This window comes from Argonema galeatum A003/A1 (assembly GCF_023333595.1).
GTDB classification, from domain to species: domain Bacteria; phylum Cyanobacteriota; class Cyanobacteriia; order Cyanobacteriales; family Aerosakkonemataceae; genus Argonema; species Argonema galeatum.
Map to the genome: position 1 here is coordinate 1 of NZ_JAIQZM010000011.1, position 26625 is coordinate 26625.

The following is a 26625-nucleotide window of genomic DNA, read 5'->3' on the forward strand; positions in this document are numbered from 1 at the left end:
TTTTAGCTATATCTTGACGAATATCATCTAAACTACTCGGCTCTAAACTCAAAGTGGAAAGTTTACCTCCTACCCATAGATAAAAGTATATCTCAAAATAATTGACTTTCACGCGATTGCCTACCGGACGCCGCGCGATAATGCTACGCATCGCTTACGCGATCGCACCACTAAAAGAAAGAGCGATCGCCCTGACAAGAAACCGGGTTTCTCCGATCGCTTTTGTCTTTTACACAAATTTATGAAGAAATCCGGTTTCTGAACTCTCACGCGATTGCCTACGGCACGCTGCGCGAGCGCACCATCTAAACTGAAGAGTGAAATATCACTAATTGGCTGCCCAAAGAATCGAAATATCACTATATTGCTTGAACATTGAATCAGCACTTACAAGCATCATATCCTCAATTTGAGCCTGAGCAATCAACATTCGATCAAAGGGATCTCGATGATGTAATGGTAACGCAGCCGCTCGTAAAGCATGAGGCGATCTAATTTCCAAATACTGCACATCTAACTGCACCATGCGACTAGAAATGTAGCTATCTATCGGTTCTGGCAATGGCAACTTTCCGATCGCAACTTTTATACCTATTTCCCAAATACTAGCAACAGAAAACCACAATTCGTTCCTTTCATCGGCAATATGTGCGTTCGCGCAGCGTGCCGTAGGCAATCGTATCCTCATTCAATCGCTCTGGTTCAGCAAACCACCATAACCAACACTGCGTATCCAGCAAAAGTTTCACTTTTAATCCCCCTCGAATGCTGCCAAAATCTCTTTTGGCAAAGGCTCATTAAAGTCCTCTGGTACAATAAATCTCCCTCGATCTTGCCCTAAACTAGCTCGTCGATTGGAGAAATTACGAAACGGAACCAACTTCGCTATTGGGATAGATCCGTTTGAAATAATGATTTCTTCTCCAAGTTCCACACGCGACAATAGTCCTGAGAGATTTGTCTTAGCCTGATCGATATTTACAGTTTCCATGCTCTTAAAAAACTAAGTCCATAAACTTAGTTTACTCCGATTGTGATAGTTGTGCAAGTTGGCAGCTGACAAGAAACCGAGTTTCTCCGATAACTTTTGTCTTTTACAGAGATTTTATTAAGAAACCCGGTTTCTGACTCTCACGCGATTGCCTACGGCACGCTGCGCGATCGCACCACAAAAGAAAGTGCGATCGCTTTTTATACAACTACCAAGCAGAATTGTGGTTTTATGGGATAAAATCTTGGAAAAGCCATTACCGCATTGCTGCAACCCATGATCATAACTATCGAAGGCATTTATCAGAATGGGCAAATCGAGCTAACCCAGTTACCGCAGAACATGAGCGATCGCACTCAAGTCCTCGTCACCTTTCTTGAACCGGGCAAAATCGATCCAACCAAACTAAGTCAACTAATTGACAAACTAGAAACCATCGCAGGCATTCAGCAAGGTTTTGAGGAACTCAATGCTGGGCAAACTCGCCCCATCGGGGATTTCGTCCAAGGAATGCAACAGAAATATGACATTTCAGGTTGAAATTACCCCGATTGCAGAAACCCAAATCGAGCAAGCCTACTGCTGGTATCGAGAGCGGAATCCTGAGTTTGCCGATCGCTGGTTTCGCGGATTGATGAATGCGATTGCAACACTTCAAGAAAAACCCCGACGCTGTGCCGAAGCCGTCGAACACGAAATTTTTACTGAAGAAGTCCGACAGCTACTTTACGGAAAATCTAAAAATATCTACCGAGTGCTATTTACTATTCGAGATACTAAAGTTTACGTTTTGTATGTTCGCCATATAGCACAAGCACCATTGACTGTAGACGATCTAGAATAGGTTGAGTTGACGCTATACTCATCGGTTGCTATAACTTCCTGACTGGGTTTCAAAAACAGTGGCTCCTAAACTGGTTGAAGAACAAGGAAACCCAACATCTTTTTTTACTCACAATCGCGGCGATCGCTTTTCGAGTAAGGATATTTGGTATAATTTGGATGGGTGTACGCAGCGTTAACTATGAAAACTCGCAGTTTTACAGTGATTGTTTACAAAGAAGATGATGTCTACATAGCTGAATGCCTAGAAGCTGGCACCTTGCTCTAATATTAAGAAAGATAAATAACGTTTTACCAGTCCCATCATGACTCTGGGTAATCTGCGCGACCTCTATCAACAGGTCATTCTGGAACATTACAAGAAGCCAAAGCACAAGGGCAAAACCAACCCGGTGCATCGATATCAGAAGGGACATAACCCTTCCTGCGGCGATACGATCGAACTCACGTTGCAGCTCAACGATGCCGGCGACACGATCGTGGATGCCAAATTTGAAGGAGAAGGCTGTGCAATCTCTATGGCGTCTGCGGATTTGATGGCTGAAGCCTTAAAAGGCAAAACCGTCAAAGAAGCTCTGGAGATGGTGGAACGCTTTCAAGGCATGATGAAAGGAGAAGCAGAGTTCCCTAAAGAACAGCGGAAATTGAACGTCATGCAAGGCGTCTCCCAGTTCCCCGTGCGGATTAAATGTGCTAACCTAACCTGGCACGCCCTCAAAGCTGCCCTAGAATCGCCCAACGGTTCGCAGCTAGATGGGTTCATTAGCAACGAAAAAGAAGCACCATTATCGCCATGATCGCAACATCTGAGTTTCTCCTAGCCGCCAAGTGGGTAGGTATCGCCACGCTGGCTTGTGGTGCCCTAGCAGTTTTTGGATTTATCTTTAAGTGGGGCATCCGATTTCGGCTGGTAGGCATCACCGGCTTTATGGGCGTCCTCACTGGTGGTTTATTTGCCCTGGGGTTGGTGCCGTTTACTCGGATCGAGATTCCTGGTGCGGTTCGTTTTTCGCTAGTCTATGATAATGGGGCTACGCAAGCTGCGATCGCACTTCCGCCTGAAATTACCGAATCTCAATTAGACGCCACCCTTCGTCAAGCTGCTGGTAATTTGTTTTCCTACGGTCGCTTAGGAAACGCCAGCTCGAGACTGACGATTCGAGCTCGTACTATGGTGCATCCCGAACCCGGAGTTTCGCAACCGCTTTATTTGGGTCAGGTAACGCGATCGCTTTCCAACCGCGACGAAGAGTTGCAAATTGAAATTTATCGGGAAAACCTAGCTCAAAAAAGTTAAAACTTAAAAGTCAAAAGTCAAAAGAAAGAACAGCAATAAAACATCCTTCTTTGGCTTTTTGTCTTTTAAGTTTTACTTAAAATAAACCTCTGCCAAGTTTTGTGTCTAAACCCATCCCTGTCCTCTACCATGAATAACTTCTTACCAATTGCTTACTTTGAAAATCAATTTGTACCTTTTGCCGACGCCAAAATTTCCATAGCTACTCATGCCTTACATTATGGAACAGGCGCATTAGGAGGATTGCGGGGTATACCAGATCCTGAAAATAGCGATCGCATTTTGCTGTTTAGGTTAGACCGTCACTGTCAAAGGTTAAGTAGTAGCGCTAGGTTTCTCCACTACGATATACCAGCAGACAAGATTCAACAAATAATAATAGATTTCGTCAAAAAGAATCGACCAGAAACATCTTTTTATATCAGACCTTTTGTTTATACAGCAGGCTTAGGAATTGCGCCTAGACTCCATAACATAGAAAAAGATTTCTTTGTATATGGATTAGACTTAGGAGAATATTCGTCTCCAGAAGGAGTTAACTGTAGAATTAGCTCTTGGTATCGACAAGAAGATCGCAGCTTTCCATTAAGAGGTAAGATTAGCGCCGCATATATTACTTCTTCTTTAGCTAAAACGGAAGCTGTAGAGTCCGGTTTTGATGAAGCCATTTTAATGAACTCGCAAGGAAAAGTATGCGAAGCCTCTGGAATGAATATATTTGTGGTGAGAAATGGGGAAATAATTACGCCGGGATTTGACCAAGATATTCTGGAAGGAATCACAAGAGATAGCGTGATGACGCTGGCCAAAGACTTGGGGATTAAAACTATAGAAAGACCAGTTGATAAATCCGAGCTATTTATTGCTGACGAAGTTTTCCTAAGCGGGACTGCTGCTAAGATAACCCCAGTAAAAAGGATTGAAAATTACCAATTGCCGGAAAACAGGCCAGTAACAGAAAAATTGAGACAAAAACTCATCGCCATTACCGAAAACAGAGACCCTAATTACCAAGACTGGGTATACCCAATTTCGCTAGAGGAATAAACATAGTGGAACAGTCTGAGGCTACCAACCTTGCATCAAGAGAAACCTCACCCCCCCAACCCCCCTCTCCTCCAGAGGAGAGGGGGGAGAAATACTCCCCTCCCCGTTGACGGGGAGGGGTTGGGGGTGGGGTTCGACTGTCTCGCTTTAAACTGGTACCCCAGTCTGAGGTAATAATGTTATTTAGATAACACGATTTCGCTTTATCCCAATCCTTAGTCTTAAGTGTTTACTCCAACTGCTACTGCGACAATCTCCCTTGCCGTTGCCCCAGCCCAAGCGATCCGGGGCAACCAAGCACTTAGCGGCGAAGCAATTGCTCGTTTGGGTCGCCGTCCCTTGGTTGTCGGGGGCGATCGAACCCTGGCCGCATATCAGCCCCAATTGCAACTTGTTCTCGAACAGCAACAGCTAATCCCTGCTTTTGCCTCCTACAGTCCAGATTGTACGGAAGCTAGCCTCGCATTGCTGCGATCGCAAGTACACGCTCATCAAGCCGATTTAATTATCGGTATTGGCGGCGGCAAAGCCTTAGATACCGCCAAATTACTGGCTCACCAGTCCCGATTGCCCGTCGTCACCGTACCCACCTCAGCGGCAACCTGCGCCGCTTGGACAGCCCTTTCCAATGTCTATTCCGAACAGGGAGCATTTCTCTACGATGTCCCGCTCGATCGCTGTCCCGATTTGCTAGTGCTGGATTACAGCTTAATTCAAACAGCTCCCCAAAGAACGCTAGTGGCAGGCATTGGAGACGCCTTGGCTAAATGGTACGAAGCATCTGTCAGCAGCGGCAATTCCCAGTCAGCCTTAATTATTGCCGCCGTCCAACAAGCTAGAGTTTTGCGGGATATTCTCTTCCAAAAATCAGCAACAGCCCTTAAAGAACCGGGAGGCGAAGAATGGCAATCAGTAGTGGATGCCACTGTAATGTTGGCAGGCGTCATCGGCGGACTGGGAGGATCTCAGTGTCGAACAGTCGCCGCCCACGCCGTTCATAATGGTTTGACCCACATACCGGCAAGTCACAGTTCGCTGCACGGTGAAAAAGTAGCCTATGGCATTCTAGTGCAGCTGCGTTTAGAGGAAATGCTACAAAACAATCAGTTAGCAGCTACCGCACGGCAGCAACTGCTGAAATTTTATGCTGAAATTGGACTACCGCAAAACTTAGAAGATCTGGGTTTGGGGAACATTACGCTTTCTCAATTGCGCCAAGCTGCCGAAATTGCCTGTGCTGCCAATTCCGATCTCCATCGACTACCGTTTAAGGTTGGGATTGACCAGCTAATGGCAGGAATGGTTTCCACCACAGCTGGGTCATTGGTAATGGGGACTGGGGACTGGGGACTGGGGACTGGGGAGTGGCTGAACAATGAACAATGAACGATCGCCAATTACCAATTACCCAATAGACCTCTCCAAAAAAGAATGTAGAGACGTTGCATGCAACGTCTCTACAAGTTGCATACAACGTCTCTACAAGGGTTCAAGGTTTAGCACCTTTAATTTCTGGAGATGTCCAATTAACATTAACAATTAGCATCTGACAAATGACTTTATCTTGGATTACTCCTGCCGATCGACTGCAAGCATTGCCGCCTTATGTATTTGCCCGCTTGGACGAGCTGAAAGCCCGCGCCCGCGAACAGGGACTCGACCTGATAGACTTGGGAATGGGGAATCCCGACGGGCCGACACCTCAGCCGGTGGTAGAATCTGCGATCGCAGCTCTGCAAAATCCCGCCAATCACGGCTATCCGCCTTTTGAAGGCACCGCTAGTTTTCGCAGCACGATCACCAAGTGGTATCATCGCCGCTACGGTGTCGATTTGGAACCGGATAGCGAAGTTCTGCCTCTTTTGGGTTCCAAAGAAGGTTTAACTCATTTGGCGATCGCTTATATTAATCCTGGGGATTTAGTTTTAGTACCCAGTCCAGCTTACCCAGCCCATTTTCGCGGCCCCTTAATTGCGGGTGGTAAGATTCATAGCTTAATTTTGAAACCAGAAAATGATTGGTTGATTGACGTAAGCGCCATTCCCGATGATGTCGCCAAACAAGCAAAAATTCTCTACTTCAATTATCCCAGCAACCCCACTGGTGCAACTGCTCCCCGCGAACTTTTTGAAGAAATTGTTGCCTTTGCCCGTAAGTACGAAATCTTGTTGGTTCACGACTTGTGTTATGCAGAATTAGCTTTTGATGGCTATAAGCCTACCAGTTTGTTAGAAATTCCTGGCGCAAAGGAAATTGGTGTAGAATTCCACACCATGTCCAAAACCTATAATATGGCTGGTTGGCGGGTGGGTTTTGTCGTTGGCAATCGCCACATTATTCAAGGATTGCGAACATTAAAAACCAATTTAGACTACGGTATCTTTGCCGCATTACAATCAGCAGCAGAAACAGCACTCCAACTGCCGGATGTATACTTACAGGAGGTGCAGGAACGCTACAGCCGTCGCCGGGATTTTCTGATTGATGGATTGGCTGGGCTGGGTTGGAATATCCCTAAAACTAAGGCTACTATGTATCTGTGGGTGCCTTGTCCTCCGGGTGCTGGTTCGACAGATTTTGCTCTTTCCGTATTGCAGCAGACTGGGGTTGTAGTTACGCCAGGAAATGCTTTTGGGGTTGCCGGTGAGGGGTATGTGCGGATAAGTTTGATTGCAGAATGCGATCGCCTTGCAGAAGCCTTGCACCGATTCAAACAGGCAAATATTCACTATTAGTTAAGAGGCGCTAGTCGCTCATCAAGAGTGAACATCCGACATACGCTAATTCTGGCAACATCTATATGCCTGCTTGTACTAGGCGAATCGGGTATCTTGCGTGTGAAGGGGCAGGGGGGCAGAGAGGCAGAGGGGCAAGACAAACCCTTTACCTCCCCCTTTTCCCAGTCCTCAATCTCCAGTCAAGAGTCCCCAAATGATGTTAATCCTAAGCTGATTGAAGCTAACACGAGGTTTAGCTTCAAGCTGTTTTCGGAAATTCTCAAGCAGCAGGGTAACGAAAATATTTTTATTTCTCCTGCTAGCATTGCGATCGCACTTTCTATGACTTATAACGGAGCTAGCGGCCAAACACAACAAGCGATCGCCCAAACTTTAGAATTACAAGGAATAAGTCTCCAGGAAGTCAATCAAGCTAATGCAGCACTGAAAGCAAGTTTGGCAAATCCAGACCCCAAAGTTCAGCTATCAATTGCCAACTCCCTTTGGGCTAAAGATGGTGAACCATTAAAGCCAGAATTTATTCAGAAAATTCATGAATTCTACGGTTCGGAAGTCCAAAATATAAACTTTGGCGATCCTACTGTTGTATCTATTATAAACGCTTGGGTTAAGCAGAGTACCAACGGAAAAATAGACAAAATTATCGATCGCATTGAACCAGATAGCGTTTTCGTTCTGCTCAACGCTATCCACTTTCTAGGCACCTGGACATATCCATTTCCCAAACACGCAACCCAAGAACGCCCATTCACATTACTGAACGGCACTCAAAAACTTCACCCGCTCATGTTCCAGCAAATTCACGGCGCTAAATATTACGAAAATGATATGTTTCAGGCAATTAGCCTGCCCTATGGGGAAAAAAGATTTAGTATGTACATTTTTTTACCAAATAAAGGAGTTAGGATTAAAACATTTTATGAAAGCTTGAATGCTGAAAACTGGGAAAAATGGATGACCGAGTTGAACGGGAAAGCGCATAATTATGATGAACCGCCGATAGTTTATATCGGTTTGCCCCGCTTTAAATTAGAGTATGAAATTGACCTTGAAAATCCTTTGAAAGCATTGGGAATGGAGGTAGCTTTTAGTAGAGGGGCTGATTTTTCAGCGATGAGCCCTCTACCCCTCTGGATTAGCTTTATTAAACACAAAACTTTTGTGGAAGTCAACGAAGAAGGTACGGAAGCAGCAGCAGTCACGGCTATAGGAGGTACTAGAGGAGGAGGGGCGATGATTGTCGATCGGCCCTTTTTCTGCGCTATTAGGGACGATCGCACAGGCGCGATCCTGTTCCTGGGATCTATAGTAGAACCAAACTACAAGTAATATCGTTTCCGGTTGTGTCTGAATTATTATGGCCGCAGAGGGGCAGAGGGGCAGAGGGGCAGAGGGGAAAAACTAACAATTCCGACGCAGACGGATTTGAAGTAATTTCAAATTTTAGATCTAAGATTGCAAATAGAAAAAAAATTAGCAATCTGAAATTTTTATGCAAAAATATCCAATTTCAGCATAATTGTTGGCAAAAAAGCGATCGTATAGTTCAAAATAAAAACAGGGTGTTTTATAGCAACCGACTTTCGTCGGTTAGGGCAACTCCAACTCTTACTTCTTATCCAAATCCCTTACGGAGTAACCTTTTCCCTCTTCCCTCAACGCTCGCCCTTCTTTACTTTTGACTTTTGACTTTTGACTTTTGTTGCCCCTAGCCCCTAGCTATATTTGCTATTTTGGATTGTGTGCCTCATGCCAGAACCTCGTTGCGTATTGATTTGTCAAAACCGTTCTTGCCTGAAAAACGGCTCAGCCGAGGTGCTAGAAGCTTTTCAGGCGGCTAAAGTTTCTGGTGTAACAGTGGAAAGCAGCCCTTGCATGGGTCAGTGCAGTTCAGGCCCCACTGTGCGGATTGTCCCAGACGAGACTTGGTATTGTCGGATCGAACCCAGCGATGTGCCTACAATAGTTGAAACCCACTTGCTGGGAGGGAAACCTGTGGAAGCTAAGCTCAACCCCCGAATTCACTTACGTATAGAAATGTTTTCTTCTTAACAATAACAATTATCTGCTCTACATCCGGCTCGGCAGATATCTGCCTCGATTCAGCTTTTGAGCTAATCGGCATTTTTTTGACGGCGGTATTAAAAATTTTGTATTTTTACACACAAATACGCGATCGCAGATATATGGTTAACAATGGAGGAGTAAGGCTTTTTAGTTTTTCTTAAAAGCCTTGAACTCCAGTACGGCCTGCGGTAAACGCTCAGTTAACCAAATCATGTCGTCAGGTACATCCACAATCAAACGCTTAATGAGAAAGGTGTATCTTGCACTTTCTTCCTCTGGCGGTAATCGGATAAAATTGCAGCGTTCCCCGGTGGGGCGTTACGCCGTTGCTGTATTGACAGTGGCGATCGCGCTATTGCTTACACTGGTACTAACACCGCTACAGCGTACCCCCACACCCCTGTTTTTTGCGGCGGTGATGTTTAGCTCTTGGTATGGCGGCTTTAAGTCAGGTTTAGTAGCCACCGTCTTGTCCGCCTTGTCTCTAGGTTACTGTTTTCTAGGACAGGGCCATTCGCTGTCATTGGCCTTTTTGGACAACATTCCCCTGCTGAGTGCGTTTGTAATAGTAGCGCTGCTGATTAGTTCCCTCAATGCTGCCCGCCAGAACGCTGAAAATAAGCTGCTTCGCAGTCAGGAGAGCTTCCGTTTGGTGGTGGAAGGTGTGAAAGACTACGCAATTTTCATGCTCGATCCTAATGGGTATGTAGTTAGCTGGAACGAAGGCACAGAACGCATTAAGGGTTATCAAGCTAGCGAAATTCTCGGTCAGCATTTTTCCCGCTTTTATACAGCCGAAGACATCGCACAGGGTAAGCCAGCACGGGTATTGCAAGTGGCAGCACGCGAAGGTCGGTTTGAAGAAGAAGGCTGGCGCGTGCGTAAAGACGGCTCGCTATTGTGGGCGGATGTATTAATTACGGCCTTACGAGACGAGGCAGGAAATCTCCAAGGCTTCTCGAAACTAACTCGCGAGATTACCGATCGCAAACGAACAGAGTCAGAACTGCAAAGCTCGCTCAAACAGCTCTCAGATATCAATTTTGCCTTGGATAAATCTTCGATAGTTGCCAGAACCGATCGCAAAGGCATAATCAACTATGTAAACGATAAATTTTGCGAGATATCCAAATATGCTAGAGAAGAGCTGATTGGGCAAGACCATCGGATTCTCAATTCCGGCGAGCATCCCAAAGAATTCTTTCTTAACCTTTGGGCAACAATTTCGAGCGGCCAAGTTTGGAAAGGAGAAATCAAAAATAGAGCCAAGGATGGAACTTATTACTGGGTAGATACGGTAATTGTTCCTTTTTTGGATGAGAGTGGAAAACCCTTTCAATATTTAGCTATAAGAACCGACATTACCGATCGCAAGCAGACAGAGGAAAACTTAAGAGTGCGGAACAGGCAGCAGGAAGCGATCGCTCACCTGGGTCAAAGGGCGCTGGCTAGTACCAACATCGACACGCTCATGGACGAAGCCGTTACCCTAATTGCCAAAACCCTAGAAGTCGAATATTGCAAAGTTTTAGAACTGCTTCCCGATGGTAAAGCTGTATTTCTGCGGGCGGGAGTGGGTTGGCAAGAAGGACTTGTAGGTCATGCCACAGTAGGCACAGGAATGGATTCCCAAGCAGGCTACACCCTACTTTCTAATGAGCCGGTGATTGTGGAAGACCTCCGCACCGAAACACGGTTCAGTGGCCCCCCGCTGCTGCACAACCACGGCGTAGTTAGCGGTTTGAGCCTCATCATCGCTGGGCACAATCGACCTTGGGGCGTTCTGGGCGCACACGCGACCCGACTCAGGAAGTTCACCAAAGATGATATTAACTTCTTCCAAGCTGCTGCCAACATTCTTGCCGAAGCAATTCAACGCCAACAAGCAGAGGAAGCTCTGCGGGAAACCGAAGCTCGGTACAGACGCTGGATTGACTCGAATGCGATCGGGGTTGCAGTCACCAATTTTAGCGGTAACATCAGCGAGGTGAATGACGCCTTTGTGGAAATGGTGGGTTATACAAGGGAAGAACTGCTAGAAGGAAAAGTGCTTTGGCAAGACATGACACCGCCAGAATATCTAGCGTTGGACGAGCAAGCGATTCAACAACTGAGGATATCTGGCGTGTGTACTCCCTTCGAGAAAGAATTTATTCGCTCTGACAGTAGCCGTATTCCCGTTCTAGTAGGTATCACCCGTTTGGCGACGGATAAGGAAGATTGTCTTGGTTTTGCGATCGATATTAGCGATCGCAAACGGGCAGAAGTGGAACGGACAAAGCTACTAGCCCGCGAGCGAGCCGCACGCACCTTGGCTGAAGCCGCAGCCTTGAGGGTTGAACGCTTGCAAGCCGTTACTGATGCTGCGATCGCTCCACTATCCCTTGATGAACTGCTGCACGGGTTGTTGGGTCGCATCGGTGAAATTCTACAGGCGGATACGGCGGCAGTCCTGCTGATGGATACTCAAAGCCACAGTCTTGTCGTCAAGGCAGCCAAAGGACTGGAGGAGGAAGCGCGAATGCAAGTCCGCATTCCCATCGGTCAAGGATTCGCCGGACGCATTGCCGCACAGCGTCAGCCGATGTTCATCGAACAGGATGCTTATACCCAAGTGTACAGTCCGTTTTTACGCGAGAAAAAGATTCAGTCGCTCGTGGGGGCCCCCCTGCTAATTGAAGACAGAGTGCTGGGCGTTGTCTACGTTGGCACCCTCCAAAGCCGCCAATTCAGTCGCGAGGATTTATATCTGCTACAACTGGTTGCCGAACGCTTTGCTGTAGCGATCGATCGCGCTAACCTGTACGAAGCAGAGCAGAAGGCACGCCAACAAGCCGAAGCAGCGAACCGACTCAAAGACGAATTTCTAGCAATTGTTTCCCACGAGCTTCGCACGCCGCTTAACTCAATCTTGGGTTGGGCGCAAATGCTTCGCACCCGGAATTTGAACGAAGCGCTCACAAAAAAGGCACTGGAGACGATCGAGCGCAATGCCAAGCAACAGGTGATCCTCATCAACGATATTTTGGATGTTTCGCGCATCATTCGGGGCAAGATTCGCCTGAGTATCCAACCAGTCAATCTGGTAAGAATTATTGAGCAGGCGATCGAAACTATTAAGCCAGCCGCAGAAGCCAAAGCCATTCAACTGGAATCCGCACTCGATCCAATGGTTGGCGAAGTTACGGGCGATCCCGATCGCTTGCAGCAAATTGTGGGAAATCTACTTTCCAATGCAGTCAAGTTCACACCTGAAGGAGGATTTGTTGAAGTTCGACTACAGAAATTGCAAATTGAAGAAGAAAAACTTCAATCTGAAATCTTAAATCTGAAATCTGAAATTTACTATGCCCAAATCCAGGTGAGAGACAACGGCAAAGGTATCGGCGCTGATTTTCTGCCCCACGTTTTTGAGGGCTTCCGCCAAGAGGATAGTTCAATTACAAGAGTGGAAGGCGGACTTGGATTGGGACTAACGATCGTGCGTCGCTTGGTGGAACTGCATGGCGGAACAATTCAGGCTTTCAGTGAGGGAGAAGGCAAGGGATCTACGTTTACTGTGAAGTTGCCAATAACAGCTGCTAGAGATTCCCTGTCAGTGCCTTTGTTAGTTAGAAATACCGAAAAATTTAACAACATTTGGGCGATCGATGGTTTGCGAGTACTTGTTGTTGATGATGATGTCGATACCTGCGATTTAATTGCTACAGTGCTGACACAATATGGAGCCCAAGTGAGGGTGGTGAATTCAGCAAGTGAGGCAATGGACGCAATAGAACGACTGAAGCCAGATGTGTTGGTGAGCGATATCGGAATGCCAGAAGAAGATGGCTATGCGTTGCTCCGCAAAGTGCGGCAAATGGAGACCGAAAAAGGCGGAAAAATTCGTGCGATCGCTCTCACAGCCTTCGCTAGAGATGAAGATCGTTGGAAGGCAATTCAAGCCGGTTTCCAAATGCACGTATCCAAGCCAGTAGAACCAGCTAAATTAGCTACAGTAGTTGCAACGCTGATGGGACATATAGCTAAGGGCTAAGGGCAAGAAAAGTCAAAAGTCAAAAGTCAAAAGTAAGGCTCTTTCGGAGTTGTTATGCTTTTGTTCATATAAAAACATTTTTATTTCTTTTCTCCTCTGCCCCTCTGCCCCTCTGCCCCTCTGCCCCTCTACTCCTCTGCCCCTCTACCCCTCTGCCCCTCTGCTCCTCTGCCCCTCTGTCCCTCTGCCCCTATGCCCCTTGCCCCATATCGATTTACCTGGTGCGATTGGTTTTGCCTCTGGTATCCACCAGGCTGGTTGATTTTGTTCAATCGCCATTGGCACCACTATCACCCAGATCCCGATGGTTGGAATTGGTTGGAATATGGCTTATTTTTGATTCCCGGTGGATTTTATCTCGCGTTGCTAATCCGCTGGTTACGTCTCGGCTGTCGTTCGCCCCGCCGCGAAACCAGTCAATTCGATCCAAATTATCAACAAGCTTTCCGCGATGAAATTATCGCTCCGATCGCCAAATATTACTTTCGCAGTGAATTGCAACAACTAGAAAATTTACCCGAAACCGGGCCATTAATTGTCGCCATAAACCATGCGGGAATGTGTTTTCCCTGGGACTTTTTGGTATTAGCTTATTTATTGGGAAATACACGCGGCTGGATAGTGCAACCGCTTGCAGGTATTTCCTTATTTGAACATCCTTGGGTTATTTGGTGGCTACCTCCGGGATGGTCTCAGGTTTTGGGTGGCGTGCGAGCCGAAGTTGATGAATTTGAAGCGGCTTGTTGCCCACAAAACTATTTTATTATACGCTCCTGAAGGTGTACGCGGCCCTGGCAAAGGTTGGTTTGAACGTTTCCAGCTTCAAACCTTTCATCCTAGTTTTATTAGTTTGAGCGATCGCTATCAAATTCCCATTCTCCCAGTCGTTTGTTTGGGCAATGAATACTTGCATCCTTGGGCTTTCAATCTGCAAAAATTGGCTAAAACTTTCAGCTTGCCTTTCTTGCCATTATCAGTTTTGATAATTATTTTTATCCTCTTTCCATCAATGGGCGTTTGGGCAATGAAAACACGCCTGCGTTATTACATTCAACCTCTGGATCTACCCAGTTCAGAAAACTCACAACAACAAAAAGCAGCATTACATAATAATCGTTCAACTGCTTATCAACGCGCACAAGCATTCCGAGAAAAACTGCAAAAGCAAATTAACAGTCTGCTAATTGCAGAAAAAAAAGGCTAATGTTCATAGTGAAAATTTTTTGTAGGCACACGGCATCATAAATATTTCGGTCATACGAAAAGAGATTCTTTCAAACCCGCTTTCTGGCTCTAGTAGTTGGGCTAAAGCCAATTCCAGTAGGGCTAATTCCATTTTTCTATAGTTTGTTTATATAGCCAATGATTAATTTTTTCTTCATTGACAAAACCTTTTAATGATGGATCTGGCCAAATATGTATTTTTTCTAAACATTCTAGTTCTGTTGCTGCTGTTTCAATAAATTCCCATTGTCTCATAAAAGTTTCAGCCCAAGATTTTTTAGTCATAATTGACTTGGCAAAATCTAAACCTGCTGCTAACATTCTTTGACCATTTGATCCTCTGGCATTAATTGGCTCCCAAAATATTAATTCTGGATTAATTTGCATAAATTTATCTAAATTAAATCTAAAGTCATCTAAAGTCATCATAGGTGGAGTGGGAGCCATTGCTACATATAAACGACAATTGCTTTTAGATGCCTTTTCTAAGGCTTTATATCTATCGGAAGATAAAGGTGCTTGTGGTTCAATTTTCTTGAGTAATTCATCATTTATGCAAGGAATACTCATTCCTAATGTAATATTAGGATTGACGAGAATATCTAAATCATTTTGCCACAATAAACCACGAGTTAAAATTCTAATTCTTTTATTATGTTTAATTAAAACTTTAATGGTTTGACGAGTAATCTCTGCTACCTGTTTATTTTGATAAGGATCGGTTCCCGAACAAAGCAAAACAACTCCTTTACCTGAAGGTGTATTTTCCCATTTTCTTTTTCTGGCCAAAATTTGGTCTAATTTTTCAGGAATTCCCTCTCGAACAAAAAGATATTTCCCCCAATCTAATTGAGGATTATCTACTCCTTTTTGATGTAATTTTTTTTGTTGTGTTCTAATACTTGGAGTTGAGGGAACATAGCAAAAGGTACATCCATGAAGACAACCGGATGCTATGTTAACAACATAGTCACATAAACCTTTTTTATTTAAAGCACTCTTTTGGAGTGGATTGACTATCTTTTCTGTTCCAGTAATCATAATTTTCATCCTAGTTGAAATTAATTTTTGAGGTTAGACTTTTAATATAAAAATCGTTCAAAGAAAGATAACTGTTTCATATGTGTACTTTTTATTATATCACAATTGTCAAAATCATTACTTTGAGTCTCTTTATATAAATTTGTTTTCTTGTTTTTTCTCAAAATCTTTATTTGTTTCTCATCTCTTAAAAGCCTGAGATATTCAAAATAATGTTCTCTAGTCGCAGGATTTAATTCCATTGTTTTATTACAAAGATCGATAATGGTAATGCCTTCATAATTATTTTCAAGGACGATAGGATCTAAATCATTACTAAGTCTTTGAATACAAGCTGTTTTACTATCTTGGTTAATATCTAACTGCAAATTAAGCTGATGTTGGTCATAATAAGATGCTGTTCTAAATCCATAACCATAAATTTCATAATGATATTGATAATTGATGTTGTTATATAACCAACTACTATCTTTCATTACTTCTAAAGCTCTTAAGTGACTACAAATATGAATTAAATAATATAAAACTCTTCTGTCTTCAGTAGGGATCATGGCAAACGTAAACACTTTTTTTGCATTTCCTTTCTCTCTAAATAATCTCATTAATTCATCTCTAAATTTTGCCTCTCTACCAAAATTTTGTAAATTTTCTAAATCTTTAAAATACTCTTCAGCTTCAAATTTTTTATAAAAACTCTCTCTTTCTTTACGATCTTTATCAATTACAAATCTTTGAATATCTCTTGCCATAAGTGTGTATATTATTTCAGATTTATTCAAGCTATTTATTTTTCTAAAGCTTTCCATAGAAACATGAAGATATCCATAAGGGTCAAGAAAAAATAAAGAATGACCCTTTCTTTGTTCAGCTTGAAAAATGCAATAATTAACCTGATTCTCAAATTCATCATTGATAAATTCACATTGCTCTATTAGTTCACTAAATTCAGTTTTAAAAGTATGTGGTTCTTCATCGGATAATTGTCCTAATCCTGCTTGGGACATAGCCACATTTTTTAGGCATTCTAAATGCTGTTTGTTTGTGTCTATAAAAATAAATTTCACCTTTAAAGGATAATGTCTTTTAGATTTCAAACAACCTTCTCGAACAGCATTAATTAAGCGAATAGGTGAACCATACCAAGTATTCTCTGATTCTTGATCGTTGTAAATACCTCCTCCACAAAAACCATCCACAAATGTAAACGTATCAATTCCACGAGGAAACCCTTTTCCGTAAAGAGTATCAATTAAATTAGTAACATATTGTTGTGTTAATAAATGTTTGGTCTTAGTATGGGGTTCTATATCAGGAATAGTTTTACCATCAGCAGACCATTTAGTATCAGAGTTACTCATTGTTTATGCTCCTTGAATTATTGTTATTTTTTTAATAAACATCAGTGATTTTTGCTACCTGAATGATGTAAACCGCGATCAAAATGCGATCGCAGTTTTCCAAACATATCCAAAATTCTTAATTACCCACAACTGCTACCACTTCCACATATTCGCATTCAGTGGTTGGTTGTGGAATAGGTAAACCATCTTCTTGCATTGCTTCTAAATGAAATTCGATCGCTTCTTGAATATTTTGTTTCACTTCTCCTATAGTATCCCCAACGCTTACGCAACCAGGTAAATCGGGAACGTAAGCGGAATAATTTACTTCTGCTTTTTCAATTACCACAACGTAACGCATTATTCATTCTCCAATTGTGCTTGTTTCCAAATAGTCCGCCAACCCGACAGCCCGCCTGCGATTCAAATCGCAGGCTAATAGCGAAAGTCCACTTCAGTGGACTGGGTGGAAAGAAACCGGGTTTCTGGGGTTTTTCAGTCGGTTTAAACCGACTTTCGCTATGAGACAGGGAATTGATTCCCTGTCGGGCTGATAGCGTTGCCATTGACTTTGAATTTTGTTTTAATCGGGAAGTACGATCGCCTACAAAGATAATAAAATTATCGAGAGTTTACTTACTCTCAAGTGGTGGAACTTGGGGTAAATTTGGATCTTGATCGACCTTACTCATATTGCCAGAATCGATCTCACCAGCAGTCAAGAAATGAAAAGTCTCTTGATAGAGACTCTGCCAAAAACGATTGCTCATTTGCTGACTGACCTCAGTAGGATCTACCATCGGGTGCGGCACCATATCGCCCGAAGAATAAACATAGCAGCGGTGTCCCTTGCGATCGCCTCCAATATTCTCAAAAAATTCTTGGTTAGTATCAAGATCGGCGGCATCCTCGTTTTGTGTCAGCACGAGAAACGTAGGAATATCGCGTAAAGTAGCTATGTTATTGGGGCTGCGTACAAAGCTGCCAAAGCGATCGGCCCCAGTGAAACAGCCCACAGGGAAACGCAATGCAGGGTCCCAGCCTGATTCGCTAATATCCAGTGGCCCAGCCAGCATGACATACTGCCGCCGTTCCACCCCATAAATCTTTAGCAGCGGTGCATAAGCTACCACCCGTTTGATCCGTTCTGGTTTGTCTGCGGCCAAACCAAGCGCCACAGACCCACCCACCGACAACCCGATCGTATAAATAGGCCCCGGCATAGCGTCCAATTCTGCAAGGCGATCGCGTGCATCTTTGAGATAATTCATGTCAGAAGAGATAAAATACTCCTCAAAGTCCGGGTCATTGTCAAGCTCGATCGCCTTCATAATATCTAATAACCGAGGCTCGATTGTCACCAACCGAGACACCAAAGCAATCTGTTGGCGATAACCGGGACGACGAAATGTGCCCGGATCTGCCGCCAAATTGGCAAAAAAGTTCTGCAACACCGGGTCATTCTGCACCTTTTCCCGCAGCGGATTAGCAATTTCTGGCTTGAGATCGACTTGCGGCCAGTATTTGTCCGCCGGTATAAAAGCGTGACCGGCGACATTTGCTTGATAGACATTAAACCCATTGCGGAACAAGTAATCTGCCAACCGCGACATCTGGTGAGGCTTGTTACTGAAGCCGTGGAATATCAGCACCGTACCGCGAATTGGTTCTCCCGCTTGGTGGAACTGGTAGTAAGGATAAGCCCCAGCTCGATGGTCTGCATTAGCATCAATGCTTTGGATATACGCATCAATCTTCTGCTTAGTTTGAGCGATCTGTTCGGGGGAAGGAGTAAAATTGGTATCCATGTATAGCTAGGGGCTAGGGGCTAGGGTAAGAAGGGTCTATATCAAGGGTTTGGTGGAATTAAGAATGTCTTAACCGCCCTGGCGGTTGCTGTACTTAATTTTAAACTGCAATAGAATTTGGCTTGAGCTTTAGCTCATCACCAACTTGTTTCAACATAAGGCCAGAACGATCGGGATTTTTGGTAAATTTACCTGCAAATCCCAGATTACTACAAAAAACATTATTTATAGACATCTCCTCTTGCCCCAATTGTGTAAATTTCAATTTCCGCAGAATCAATATCAACTATAAAAACGATTCTAATTTTACCAATACGCAGTCTATAAAATACTTCCCAATTTCCCCTCATCTTTTTAATGTCAAGTTTCGTAAAGGGAATAACCCCCTGTTCCTCAACAAAAATCAGGATTTGATGGAGTTTTTCCCCAATTCTAGAAGCATCTTCAATATTTGCCTTTTCTAAAAACTCGATCGCGTCCTTACGGAATTTTATGGCCATGTTTCACCCAATCCGTCATATCAACTGATTCTTCATCTTCATAGTCTGATGGTGAACCAAACATTACATCTAGTTCCTCTTGTTCTTCCTCACTCAAATATGGTATCAAAGCCTGACAGAGTAACAGTCTTTCTTCCCGCAAAACTTCCCGCACACTTTCTTTAATTAAAGCTTTAAGCTCCTGAATTTCCATTAACGTTCTCCTTCCTGAATACTCAACATATTATAGACTGTACCGCCATCTATATCATACCAAATCAGCTGGCGTAACCCCTTTTTTACTAACCGATTGCTAAAGAACCAGCAGTTATTGGTTTTGGTAAGGTTCGTCCTAGTGATTCGTACTCTTCAATTAAAAGTTCTAACACTTCTTCTCCATTCTTTAATGCTTCGGCATAGGTGTTTCCATGAGTATGAGCGTAGGGGCCAAACTCAGGTAGGCTAACGACATATTTTCGATCTTCATCTGACCACTGAATTAGGATACTGTATTGATAATTCATTGTTACTGTTCCTCCAGATCTAAATTGTCTAACTCTCTAAGCGCGTTTCTAACATCACGTTCTTGGTAGCGATCGGCATCTGCGCCCTCTTTTCCAGATAAAACCAAACTATAGGATAAACCTGGATGACTCCAAACCGTATGACTGCCTTTGCCAGATCTATAAGTAAAACCAGCTTTTAATAGTATTTTTTTTAGTTATCGAATTTTTTTCGGCACAAGTGAACATCCTTTATTCTTAACTTATGATAATCTATTGTTACGCATTTTAACAAAAATATTAATAACGAAACGTAAAATTTCTGAATTTGGTACGTAGTTGCGATGCCGCGCGGCAGCGCAACTACGTACCAATAATAATTTATTTGCGCCAACCTTAGTATCCCGAACTGTCTCTACATTGACCAATCTCTTCAAAACGATAGCCTTTACCGTAGACGGTGTGAATCAACTGAGTTTCACCAACAGCCTCAATCTTGCGACGCAGCAGGCGAATTAGAGCTGCTAATACATTGCTGCTGGGTCGATCGCCTTCTGCCCAAAGTTCTTGATGAAGTTGGGCGTGAGTCAACAATTGACCGGGGTGGCGCATAAAATATGCCAATAAATCACTCTCTTTTTCCGATAAATCTATTGTGCGTATCCGACGATAAGCTACTTGGTTTTCGCAATCTAACTCTAAATCTCCTACTCGCAAACGCTGGGTTTTTGAAGTGGATTCTAGCGTAGGCGATCGCCTCAACAAGGCCCGAACTCGTGCTAGTAACTCTCGCAATTCAAAAGGTTTTACCAGATAATCATCTGCACCGGCGTCCAATCCCTGTACGCGATCGTCCAAAGTATCTTTGGCGGTAAGAAATAACACTGGTGTCGTGAGTCCGGTACGTCGCAATTGTTGGCAAATTTCCAACCCACTTATTTGCGGCAGCATCCAATCCAGAATCAGCAAGTCATAATCGCCTTGGGCCGCTAACTGACTTCCAGAATTTCCATTATAAGCCACATCTACGCTGTAACCTTCGCGACTTAACACAGCTTTGAGGGGTTCAGTTAGCTCAACTTCATCATCAACTAGAAGAATTCGCATAAGTAAGGCATGGAACATAGAAATTGCAAGAACTTGACTCCTAAAGGTCTTTAATAGGGAATTATGAGAGTAAGTAGGTTGGCAATAAAAAACCAAACTATGTAACGAAACGTAAAATTTCTGGATTTGGTACGTAGTTGGGCTTTAGCGCGGCATCGCAACTACGTACCAATAATGATTTATTTGGGCCTACCTACTTATTGCACTTATACGTTTAAATTTGAAAAGCGATCGACTTATTCGCATTATAAGAGAGGGAATGAGCCTGCCATGCAACCACCCCTGCCTCTGGGGATTATCCTCCAAAACCACTATCGCTTGACCAAAGTTCTGGGTCAAGGGGGATTTGGCCGTACTTATTTAGCAGAAGACCAATCCCGATTTAACGAACTTTGCGTCCTCAAAGAATATACCCCACGCTTGACGACCGATTATGCCTTACAGAAGTCAAAGGAACTTTTCCAAAGGGAAGCGGAGGTTCTCTATAAAATCCACCATCCCCAAATTCCTAAGTTCCGAGGCACTTTTGAGCAGGGCAAACGCTTGTTTTTAGTCCAGGATTATGCTTATGGCAAGAGCTATAGGGCAATGCTGCAAGAACGTCAACAGGAAGGGCGTACCTTGTCAGAAAGCGAAATTGTGGAGTTTTTGCAGCAAATGTTGCCTGTTTTAGCTCATATCCACGAGAAGGGGATTATTCATCGCGATATTTCACCAGACAATATCATTTTCAGGGAGAGCGATCGCCTGCCCGTACTGATCGACTTTGGCGCAGTCAAAGAAAAAGCCGCGCAGTTGGACACGACTGGAAATATTCCCCCAGCAACTACCGTAGGTAAACTCGGCTACGCACCCCCCGAACAACTCCAGACAGGCGAAGTTTACCCAAACAGCGACCTCTACGCTTTAGCGGTGACGGCAGTGGTGTTGATGACTGGGCGCAAACCCCAGGAATTATTGGAACAATCAACAATGAGTTGGCGTTGGGAACTTTTGCCTCCCACCATCAGCCTGGGCATTTTCAACCTGCTCAAGAAAATGATGGCTCCCAGACCTTATAATCGCTATCAGTCAGCGATCGAAGTTAGCCAAGCTTTGCGAGCTTGGGGTGGTATAACAACTGCGGCGTCAGTCGTAACGGGCAAAAAATCACAGGTGAGGCGAACTACACCCCGTCCTCCCACGCGCAAAATTTCTGCGATCGCCAATAACTTATCAAATTTACCCCTTATCGGTACAGCTATAGCTTTATTAGTTATCTTTGGCTTTTTGATCTTGTTCGGTTTAATGTTTCCGACTAAATCGGTAAAAACCTTGCATCAAGTAACAAGCACTCCCACACCAGTGCCAACGCCAACTAGAGGCGATGTATCTCCCACACCTGTGCCAACACCCAGCATCGCACCCACCCCCACTCCCGAACCAATTAGCACAAGCGAAACCCTCAGTCCAGTATTGGGACAAACAACCTCCAAAGAGGGAAATCTCAAAACCAATCAAACCATTACCTACATTATTTCCGCCCAGCAAGGTCAGCAATTAAGTGTTGCTGTGGTTAGAGGAAATGTTTCCATAACAGTGTTGGCACCCAATCGAATACCGATCGATTTTCAAGCTAAGCAAGTGCAGCGATGGGAAGGCTTGCTCCCTTTGGCTGGAGACTACTATATTGAACTAAGTTCGATCGCAGGAGCTACCGATAGTGACTACAAGCTGGACGTTATTTTGACGAACCCCGTACAACCTACGCCCAGTGAGAGTCCCCAAACTATCCCCGAACCAAACCTCCCGAACGATAATTCTTCCTTATCTCCCCTCCTAGAGGAAACTCCTAGCCCCTAGAAAAGTCAAAAGAAAAAGGGGCTAGGGGACAAGGAGGACAAGATCGTCAAATACCAGTTTCTCAATCTAAAATCTAAAATCTAAAATCTAAAATCTCCAATATGCTGACTGTTGCATTACCCAAAGGCGCACTTTTGACTGAAACCATCCGTCTGCTGCAAGCAGTTGGACTGGACTTCAGCGGTTTCCTCGAACCGGGAATGCGTCAACTCCAGATTGAAAACCCCAGCGGTACGGCAAAAGCACTGCTAGTAAGGGCGCAGGATGTCCCAGTTTATGTCGAATACGGACAAGCGCATCTGGGAATTGTCGGTTACGATGTTCTGCGGGAGAAACAACCTAAAGTGGCTCATTTGGCTGACCTCCAATTTGGTCGCTGTCGGATGTCCGTGGCAGTAAAATCTTCTAGTCCTTACCAATCAGCGTTGGAATTGCCTCCTCACGGTAGGGTCGCCTCTAAATTTATTCACTGCGCCCGCGAATACTTTGGTAACCTGGATTTGCCTGTGGAAATTGTGCCCCTGTACGGTTCGGTGGAACTTGGGCCAATAACTGGAATGTCGGAAGCGATCGTAGACTTGGTATCAACTGGCAAAACTCTCAAAGAAAATGGCTTGGTAGAGATAGAGGTTCTGTTTGAAAGCACGGCGCGACTAATTGCCCATCCCCTGAGTTATCGCCTCAATACGGATAATCTGCACAGTTCGGTTGAACATCTGAGAGAAAAAACTTTCTCGGCAGTCTAATTTTTCCCCGAATTGTTGTCAAACTTGTGGAAGTAGTAAAACTAGGCATTGTACTGCCCACTCTACCAACTTGACATAGCGGACAATAAAGATTATGTACTACAAATGGAATGCAGAAGATTACCACAAAAATTCTTCCGAACAGCTGAGATTGGCAAAAGAATTTATCGCCAAGCTTGGCTTGAAAGGAGATGAAAGGATTCTGGATATTGGCTGCGGAGATGGGAAAATTACTGCTGAACTTGCCGCACTTGTACCCAATGGATCTGTTCTGGGGGTTGATTGTTCTGAAGATATGGTCAACTTTGCAAGCAGCAAGTTTCCTGCTACTGATTTCCCTAATCTCCGATTCCAGCATGAAGATGCCAGAAATCTCCATTTTGAAAATGAATTCGATTCTATCGTCTCTTTTACTTGCCTTCATTGGATCGCTGACCATACCCCAGTGCTGGAAGGAATTAGAAATAGCCTGAAGCCAGATGGTAAAATACAGCTTTTGTTTGTTGGCAAGCAAGAAAATGATACTTGCACGAGAGGATTTATAGAGAAAATGATTGGAGTTGACAAATGGGGGAAATACTTCGAGAAATTTATGAGTACGCCTTTTGGTCTGTACGAAGCACATGAATATAAGGATTTGTTAGAATGTGTGGGCTTAAAATCTAACCGGGTAGAAGCAATAACTACAAATATGATTTTCGAGGGAAAAGAAGGATTTAAAGGGTTGATTCGGACTACGTGGCTTCCCCTTCTTGCCAGCGTACCAGAAGATCTACATCAAGAGCTTATTGATGCTCTAGCAGAAACATACATTGAGTGCAACCCTCTGGATAGAGAGGGTTTTGTGTATATGCCAATAATGAAATTAGAAGTAGAAGCAAGAAAAAAAGTAGAGACATATCATTCATGACAAGTTCGTCGCCTGTGATAGAGACTATGGAAAGTAAACGATCGCGCAAAAGCGAAAGCGATTGGCGATTATTCCTGCGCCTAGTGCCTTATGCCCGCCAAAGCAGGCGTCTGCTGGTGCTGGCGCTCGCATTATTGGTGCCGGTAGCGGTTTCTGGCGCTATTCAACCTATTTTAATCGGGCAGGCTATCTCATTAATCCGCCAAGAGAAGACAACTTTTGCTTTTCTGCAAAGTCGCCCGTTTTCAGAGGCGTTTAATATTCTGGTCGTTTTATTGTTGCTAACTGTAGCTGTACGGATGGTACTTGTTAGCACCCAATCATACGCGGTACAAAAGGTGGGTCAGCAGATCACCGCTGCTATTCGCAAGGATTTGTTCGATCGCGTTACTTCCTTAGCCGTGCGATTTTTCGATCGCACTCCTGTAGGAAAATTGATTACTCGTCTTACCAGCGATGTAGAAGCGTTGGGGGATGTTTTTTCTACTGGTGCGATCGGCATTGTCAGCGATTTGTTTTCGATTTTGGCGATTGCAACTACCATGTTTTTCCTGCAATGGCAATTAGCTTTGATGCTAGTGCTAATGTTAGTGCCAGTAACCGCTGCGATCGTTTATTTCCAGCAACAGTACCGCAAAGCAAATTACAAAGCTAGGGAGGAACTTTCCGCCCTTAACGCCACTCTGCAAGAAAACATCATCGGGATTAATGTAGTGCAGTTGTTCCGCCGGGAACAGTTTAATTCAGAGTTATTTCGTACTATCAACAAGCGCTACATCGGCGAGGTAGACAAAACCATCTTTTACGACTCGGCTGTTTCTGCTACGCTGGAGTGGATTTCGCTGATTGCGATCGCAGGCGTCCTGGCATTAGGCGGCTGGTTCGTCATGCAAAACAACTTCAGTTTTGGCATTTTATCCACCTTTATTCTATATGCCCAACGTCTTTTCGATCCCTTGCGCCAATTAGCTGAGAAATTCACCTCAATTCAAGCCGGTTTCACCGCTGTTGAACGCATTACCGATATCCTGAACGAACCAATCGAAATTCGCGATCCCGAACATCCCAAATCTCTACCCCCAGCAAGAGGAATCACCGGCGGAGAAATTCGCTTTGAACAAGTATCTTTTGCCTACAAACCCGATGAATACGTTCTCAAAAATTTAGATTTCACTATTCATCCAGGGGAGAAAGTAGCCTTGGTTGGCCCCACAGGTGCAGGGAAAAGTTCCATCATTCGTCTTTTGTGCCGTCTTTACGAACCCACTCAGGGTCGCATTCTTCTCGATGGAGTGGATGTTCGGGATTTGCCTCAAACAGAACTGCGCCGTTACATGGGAGTTATACTGCAAGATGGCTTTCTGTTTGCCGGTGATGTCAAAAGTAACATCACTTTGGGAGAAACCTACTCATTTGAGGAGATCCGCACCGCAGCAGAACAAACTAACGTTGCCCAATTTATCGAACAGCTACCTCAAGGTTACGATACCCAGTTGCGGGAACGAGGCACCAATCTTTCTGGCGGTCAGAAACAACTACTAGCTTTTGCCCGTGCTGCTATCCGCAATCCTCGCATTTTAGTGTTGGATGAGGCAACTGCTAGCTTGGATGTGGGGACAGAAGTCTTGATTCAGGAAGCTTTGGAGCGTATGCTGGCAGAACGTACTGCGATTATTATCGCTCACCGACTCTCCACGATTCGCAATGTCGATCGCATTCTAGTACTGAAGCGGGGACAACTTGTAGAATCGGGTAGCCATGAAGAACTACTGCAACAAGAAGGACTTTATGCCAGTTTGTATAAGTTGCAGATGTTAGGAAATTAATCAATTTGAGATTTTAGATTGAATGTTTAAATATTCAATCTAAAATCTCAAATCTTAGAAGTTATGCAAAAATCGATGTTATCTTTTGGTGGTTTGTATATTGCGCGATCGCAATCAGCTAATTCGCTCTAACAGTACCTCATTAATAACTGTTTGATAGCCAATCCCTCTTTTTTTGGATTCTTCCATCGCCCAAGCTAGGACTTTTGGGTGAAGTTTGAGCGAAATTAATTCATACTTCTCATCTTCATTTTTGGCTGGCAAATCCCGTTTTCTTAACTTCATACCAAACTGTTCAGAAATCGCTTCTCTGAATTTCTTGCTTTCTTCTGATGTCACTCGTCTTGCCCTCTCGAAAGGGAAATCAGATTCCTTCTTCATATCTCTTGCGCTCTCTTTTTGTTGCTTTTCTGGCACTTACGATTCTGATTTGTTCGCCCCTCATTGTAAAAACAATCACTAGCATTAAGCCATTTTCTGCTTCCCCAATTGCCCATTGTCTTTCCTCTTGAGTGGAATGCTTGGAGTCTTCCGTAAACAGGAGATAGGGATCGGCAAAAACTGTCACGGCTTCCTCAAATGTAATGTCATGCTTAATAAAATTAGACTCAGCTTTGTTGTCGTCCCACTCAAAGTGCATTTACAGTATATACAAAATATCTCTCCTCCAATTATTTTATCATAGCCGATCGCTGTAACTCTACTTATCTACATCTGTCAGCAGGATAAATATATCCTTGGATGGCAGGATTACCATATCCAGAATCTCTTTGAGATTGA

30 protein-coding genes are annotated in these 26625 nt (G+C 44.0%); 17 read left to right on the plus strand and 13 right to left on the minus strand.

The window, feature by feature from the left end; all coding sequences use genetic code 11:
• Window positions 1–328: 328 nt before the first annotated feature.
• On the minus strand, window positions 329–688 hold the full coding sequence (locus LAY41_RS13530) for a type II toxin-antitoxin system VapC family toxin (protein ID WP_249069422.1): 360 nt from the start codon (window positions 686–688) through the stop codon (window positions 329–331).
• A 63-nt stretch (window positions 689–751) separates the two neighbouring features.
• Window positions 752–991: a type II toxin-antitoxin system Phd/YefM family antitoxin gene (locus LAY41_RS13535; protein ID WP_249069424.1), complete on the minus strand. Its 240-nt coding sequence runs from the start codon at window positions 989–991 to the stop codon at window positions 752–754.
• Window positions 992–1087: 96 nt separating this feature from the next.
• Between LAY41_RS13535 and LAY41_RS13540 the strand changes: the two genes are divergently transcribed.
• The 13 genes from LAY41_RS13540 to LAY41_RS13600 all read left to right on the plus strand — a co-directional run bounded on the left by LAY41_RS13540 (window position 1088) and on the right by LAY41_RS13600 (window position 14223).
• Window positions 1088–1231 (plus strand): hypothetical protein, encoded by a 144-nt coding sequence (locus LAY41_RS13540; RefSeq protein ID WP_249098337.1) that lies wholly within the window; start codon window positions 1088–1090, stop codon window positions 1229–1231.
• Window positions 1232–1267: 36 nt separating this feature from the next.
• Window positions 1268–1531, plus strand: a complete 264-nt coding sequence (locus tag LAY41_RS13545; RefSeq protein ID WP_249098340.1) for a hypothetical protein — start codon at window positions 1268–1270, stop codon at window positions 1529–1531.
• On the plus strand, window positions 1515–1835 hold the full coding sequence (locus tag LAY41_RS13550) for a type II toxin-antitoxin system RelE/ParE family toxin (protein ID WP_249098342.1): 321 nt from the start codon (window positions 1515–1517) through the stop codon (window positions 1833–1835). The genes LAY41_RS13545 and LAY41_RS13550 overlap by 17 nt, the downstream gene beginning before the upstream one ends.
• A gap of 304 nt (window positions 1836–2139) precedes the next feature.
• On the plus strand, window positions 2140–2631 hold the full coding sequence (gene sufU, locus LAY41_RS13555; protein ID WP_249098344.1) for a Fe-S cluster assembly sulfur transfer protein SufU: 492 nt from the start codon (window positions 2140–2142) through the stop codon (window positions 2629–2631).
• Window positions 2628–3131: a Ycf51 family protein gene (locus LAY41_RS13560; protein WP_249098347.1), complete on the plus strand. Its 504-nt coding sequence runs from the start codon at window positions 2628–2630 to the stop codon at window positions 3129–3131. Before sufU ends, LAY41_RS13560 begins: the two co-directional genes overlap by 4 nt.
• Before the next feature lie 129 nt (window positions 3132–3260).
• Window positions 3261–4178 (plus strand): branched-chain amino acid transaminase, encoded by a 918-nt coding sequence (locus LAY41_RS13565; protein WP_249098350.1) that lies wholly within the window; start codon window positions 3261–3263, stop codon window positions 4176–4178.
• Between the two features lie 225 nt (window positions 4179–4403).
• A complete protein-coding gene (locus LAY41_RS13570) occupies window positions 4404–5564 on the plus strand; it encodes an iron-containing alcohol dehydrogenase family protein (protein ID WP_249098353.1) in 1161 nt (386 codons plus the stop codon).
• A gap of 167 nt (window positions 5565–5731) precedes the next feature.
• Window positions 5732–6913 (plus strand): aspartate aminotransferase, encoded by a 1182-nt coding sequence (locus tag LAY41_RS13575; RefSeq protein ID WP_249098355.1) that lies wholly within the window; start codon window positions 5732–5734, stop codon window positions 6911–6913.
• 27 nt (window positions 6914–6940) lie between these two features.
• Window positions 6941–8245, plus strand: a complete 1305-nt coding sequence (locus LAY41_RS13580; RefSeq protein ID WP_249098359.1) for a serpin family protein — start codon at window positions 6941–6943, stop codon at window positions 8243–8245.
• 420 nt (window positions 8246–8665) lie between these two features.
• Entirely contained in the window at window positions 8666–8968 is a 303-nt protein-coding gene (locus LAY41_RS13585; RefSeq protein ID WP_249098362.1) for a (2Fe-2S) ferredoxin domain-containing protein, read from the plus strand.
• A 259-nt stretch (window positions 8969–9227) separates the two neighbouring features.
• Window positions 9228–13019, plus strand: a complete 3792-nt coding sequence (locus LAY41_RS13590; RefSeq protein WP_249098365.1) for a PAS domain S-box protein — start codon at window positions 9228–9230, stop codon at window positions 13017–13019.
• Between the two features lie 192 nt (window positions 13020–13211).
• Entirely contained in the window at window positions 13212–13796 is a 585-nt protein-coding gene (locus tag LAY41_RS13595) for a 1-acyl-sn-glycerol-3-phosphate acyltransferase (RefSeq protein ID WP_249098368.1), read from the plus strand.
• On the plus strand, window positions 13750–14223 hold the full coding sequence (locus tag LAY41_RS13600; RefSeq protein ID WP_249098371.1) for a lysophospholipid acyltransferase family protein: 474 nt from the start codon (window positions 13750–13752) through the stop codon (window positions 14221–14223). Before LAY41_RS13595 ends, LAY41_RS13600 begins: the two co-directional genes overlap by 47 nt.
• A gap of 122 nt (window positions 14224–14345) precedes the next feature.
• On the opposite strand, the gene LAY41_RS13605 is transcribed toward LAY41_RS13600, so the two are convergent.
• The 9 genes from LAY41_RS13605 to rppA all read right to left on the minus strand — a co-directional run bounded on the left by LAY41_RS13605 (window position 14346) and on the right by rppA (window position 20521).
• The gene (locus LAY41_RS13605) at window positions 14346–15284 is read right to left on the minus strand and encodes an SPL family radical SAM protein (protein WP_249098374.1); all 939 of its coding nucleotides are present in this window, start codon (window positions 15282–15284) and stop codon (window positions 14346–14348) included.
• Between the two features lie 41 nt (window positions 15285–15325).
• Window positions 15326–16642 (minus strand): three-Cys-motif partner protein TcmP, encoded by a 1317-nt coding sequence (gene tcmP, locus LAY41_RS13610; RefSeq protein WP_249098378.1) that lies wholly within the window; start codon window positions 16640–16642, stop codon window positions 15326–15328.
• A 118-nt stretch (window positions 16643–16760) separates the two neighbouring features.
• On the minus strand, window positions 16761–16985 hold the full coding sequence (locus tag LAY41_RS13615; RefSeq protein ID WP_249098381.1) for a type II toxin-antitoxin system HicB family antitoxin: 225 nt from the start codon (window positions 16983–16985) through the stop codon (window positions 16761–16763).
• 271 nt (window positions 16986–17256) lie between these two features.
• Window positions 17257–18432 (minus strand): alpha/beta fold hydrolase, encoded by a 1176-nt coding sequence (locus LAY41_RS13620; RefSeq protein WP_249098385.1) that lies wholly within the window; start codon window positions 18430–18432, stop codon window positions 17257–17259.
• Between the two features lie 221 nt (window positions 18433–18653).
• Window positions 18654–18932: a type II toxin-antitoxin system RelE family toxin gene (locus LAY41_RS13625; protein WP_249098388.1), complete on the minus strand. Its 279-nt coding sequence runs from the start codon at window positions 18930–18932 to the stop codon at window positions 18654–18656.
• Window positions 18913–19125 carry a hypothetical protein gene (locus LAY41_RS13630; protein WP_249098391.1) on the minus strand — a complete coding sequence of 71 codons (213 nt, stop codon included), beginning with the start codon at window positions 19123–19125 and terminating at the stop codon, window positions 18913–18915. The genes LAY41_RS13625 and LAY41_RS13630 overlap by 20 nt, the downstream gene beginning before the upstream one ends.
• A gap of 88 nt (window positions 19126–19213) precedes the next feature.
• A complete protein-coding gene (locus tag LAY41_RS13635; protein ID WP_249098394.1) occupies window positions 19214–19435 on the minus strand; it encodes a type II toxin-antitoxin system HicB family antitoxin in 222 nt (73 codons plus the stop codon).
• 2 nt (window positions 19436–19437) lie between these two features.
• The gene (locus tag LAY41_RS13640; protein ID WP_249098816.1) at window positions 19438–19623 is read right to left on the minus strand and encodes a type II toxin-antitoxin system HicA family toxin; all 186 of its coding nucleotides are present in this window, start codon (window positions 19621–19623) and stop codon (window positions 19438–19440) included.
• A gap of 187 nt (window positions 19624–19810) precedes the next feature.
• A complete protein-coding gene (rppA, locus tag LAY41_RS13645) occupies window positions 19811–20521 on the minus strand; it encodes a two-component system response regulator RppA (protein WP_249098819.1) in 711 nt (236 codons plus the stop codon).
• Between the two features lie 270 nt (window positions 20522–20791).
• Here rppA and LAY41_RS13650 point away from each other — a divergent pair, with 270 nt between their 5' ends.
• The 4 genes from LAY41_RS13650 (at window position 20792) to LAY41_RS13665 (ending at window position 25845) form a co-directional block, all read left to right on the plus strand.
• Window positions 20792–22363, plus strand: coding sequence for a serine/threonine-protein kinase (locus tag LAY41_RS13650; RefSeq protein ID WP_249098397.1), 1572 nt, complete (start codon window positions 20792–20794; stop codon window positions 22361–22363).
• A gap of 101 nt (window positions 22364–22464) precedes the next feature.
• On the plus strand, window positions 22465–23109 hold the full coding sequence (gene hisG / locus LAY41_RS13655; RefSeq protein ID WP_249098400.1) for an ATP phosphoribosyltransferase: 645 nt from the start codon (window positions 22465–22467) through the stop codon (window positions 23107–23109).
• Window positions 23110–23203: 94 nt separating this feature from the next.
• Window positions 23204–24019 (plus strand): class I SAM-dependent methyltransferase, encoded by an 816-nt coding sequence (locus tag LAY41_RS13660; RefSeq protein ID WP_249098402.1) that lies wholly within the window; start codon window positions 23204–23206, stop codon window positions 24017–24019.
• A complete protein-coding gene (locus LAY41_RS13665; RefSeq protein WP_249098405.1) occupies window positions 24016–25845 on the plus strand; it encodes an ABC transporter ATP-binding protein in 1830 nt (609 codons plus the stop codon). The genes LAY41_RS13660 and LAY41_RS13665 overlap by 4 nt, the downstream gene beginning before the upstream one ends.
• A 114-nt stretch (window positions 25846–25959) precedes the next feature.
• Here LAY41_RS13665 and LAY41_RS13670 read toward each other — a convergent pair whose 3' ends face one another.
• Window positions 25960–26262, minus strand: a complete 303-nt coding sequence (locus LAY41_RS13670) for a BrnA antitoxin family protein (RefSeq protein WP_249098408.1) — start codon at window positions 26260–26262, stop codon at window positions 25960–25962.
• Window positions 26210–26485, minus strand: a complete 276-nt coding sequence (locus LAY41_RS13675) for a BrnT family toxin (RefSeq protein WP_249098411.1) — start codon at window positions 26483–26485, stop codon at window positions 26210–26212. Before LAY41_RS13675 ends, LAY41_RS13670 begins: the two co-directional genes overlap by 53 nt.
• Window positions 26486–26625 lie beyond the last annotated feature (140 nt).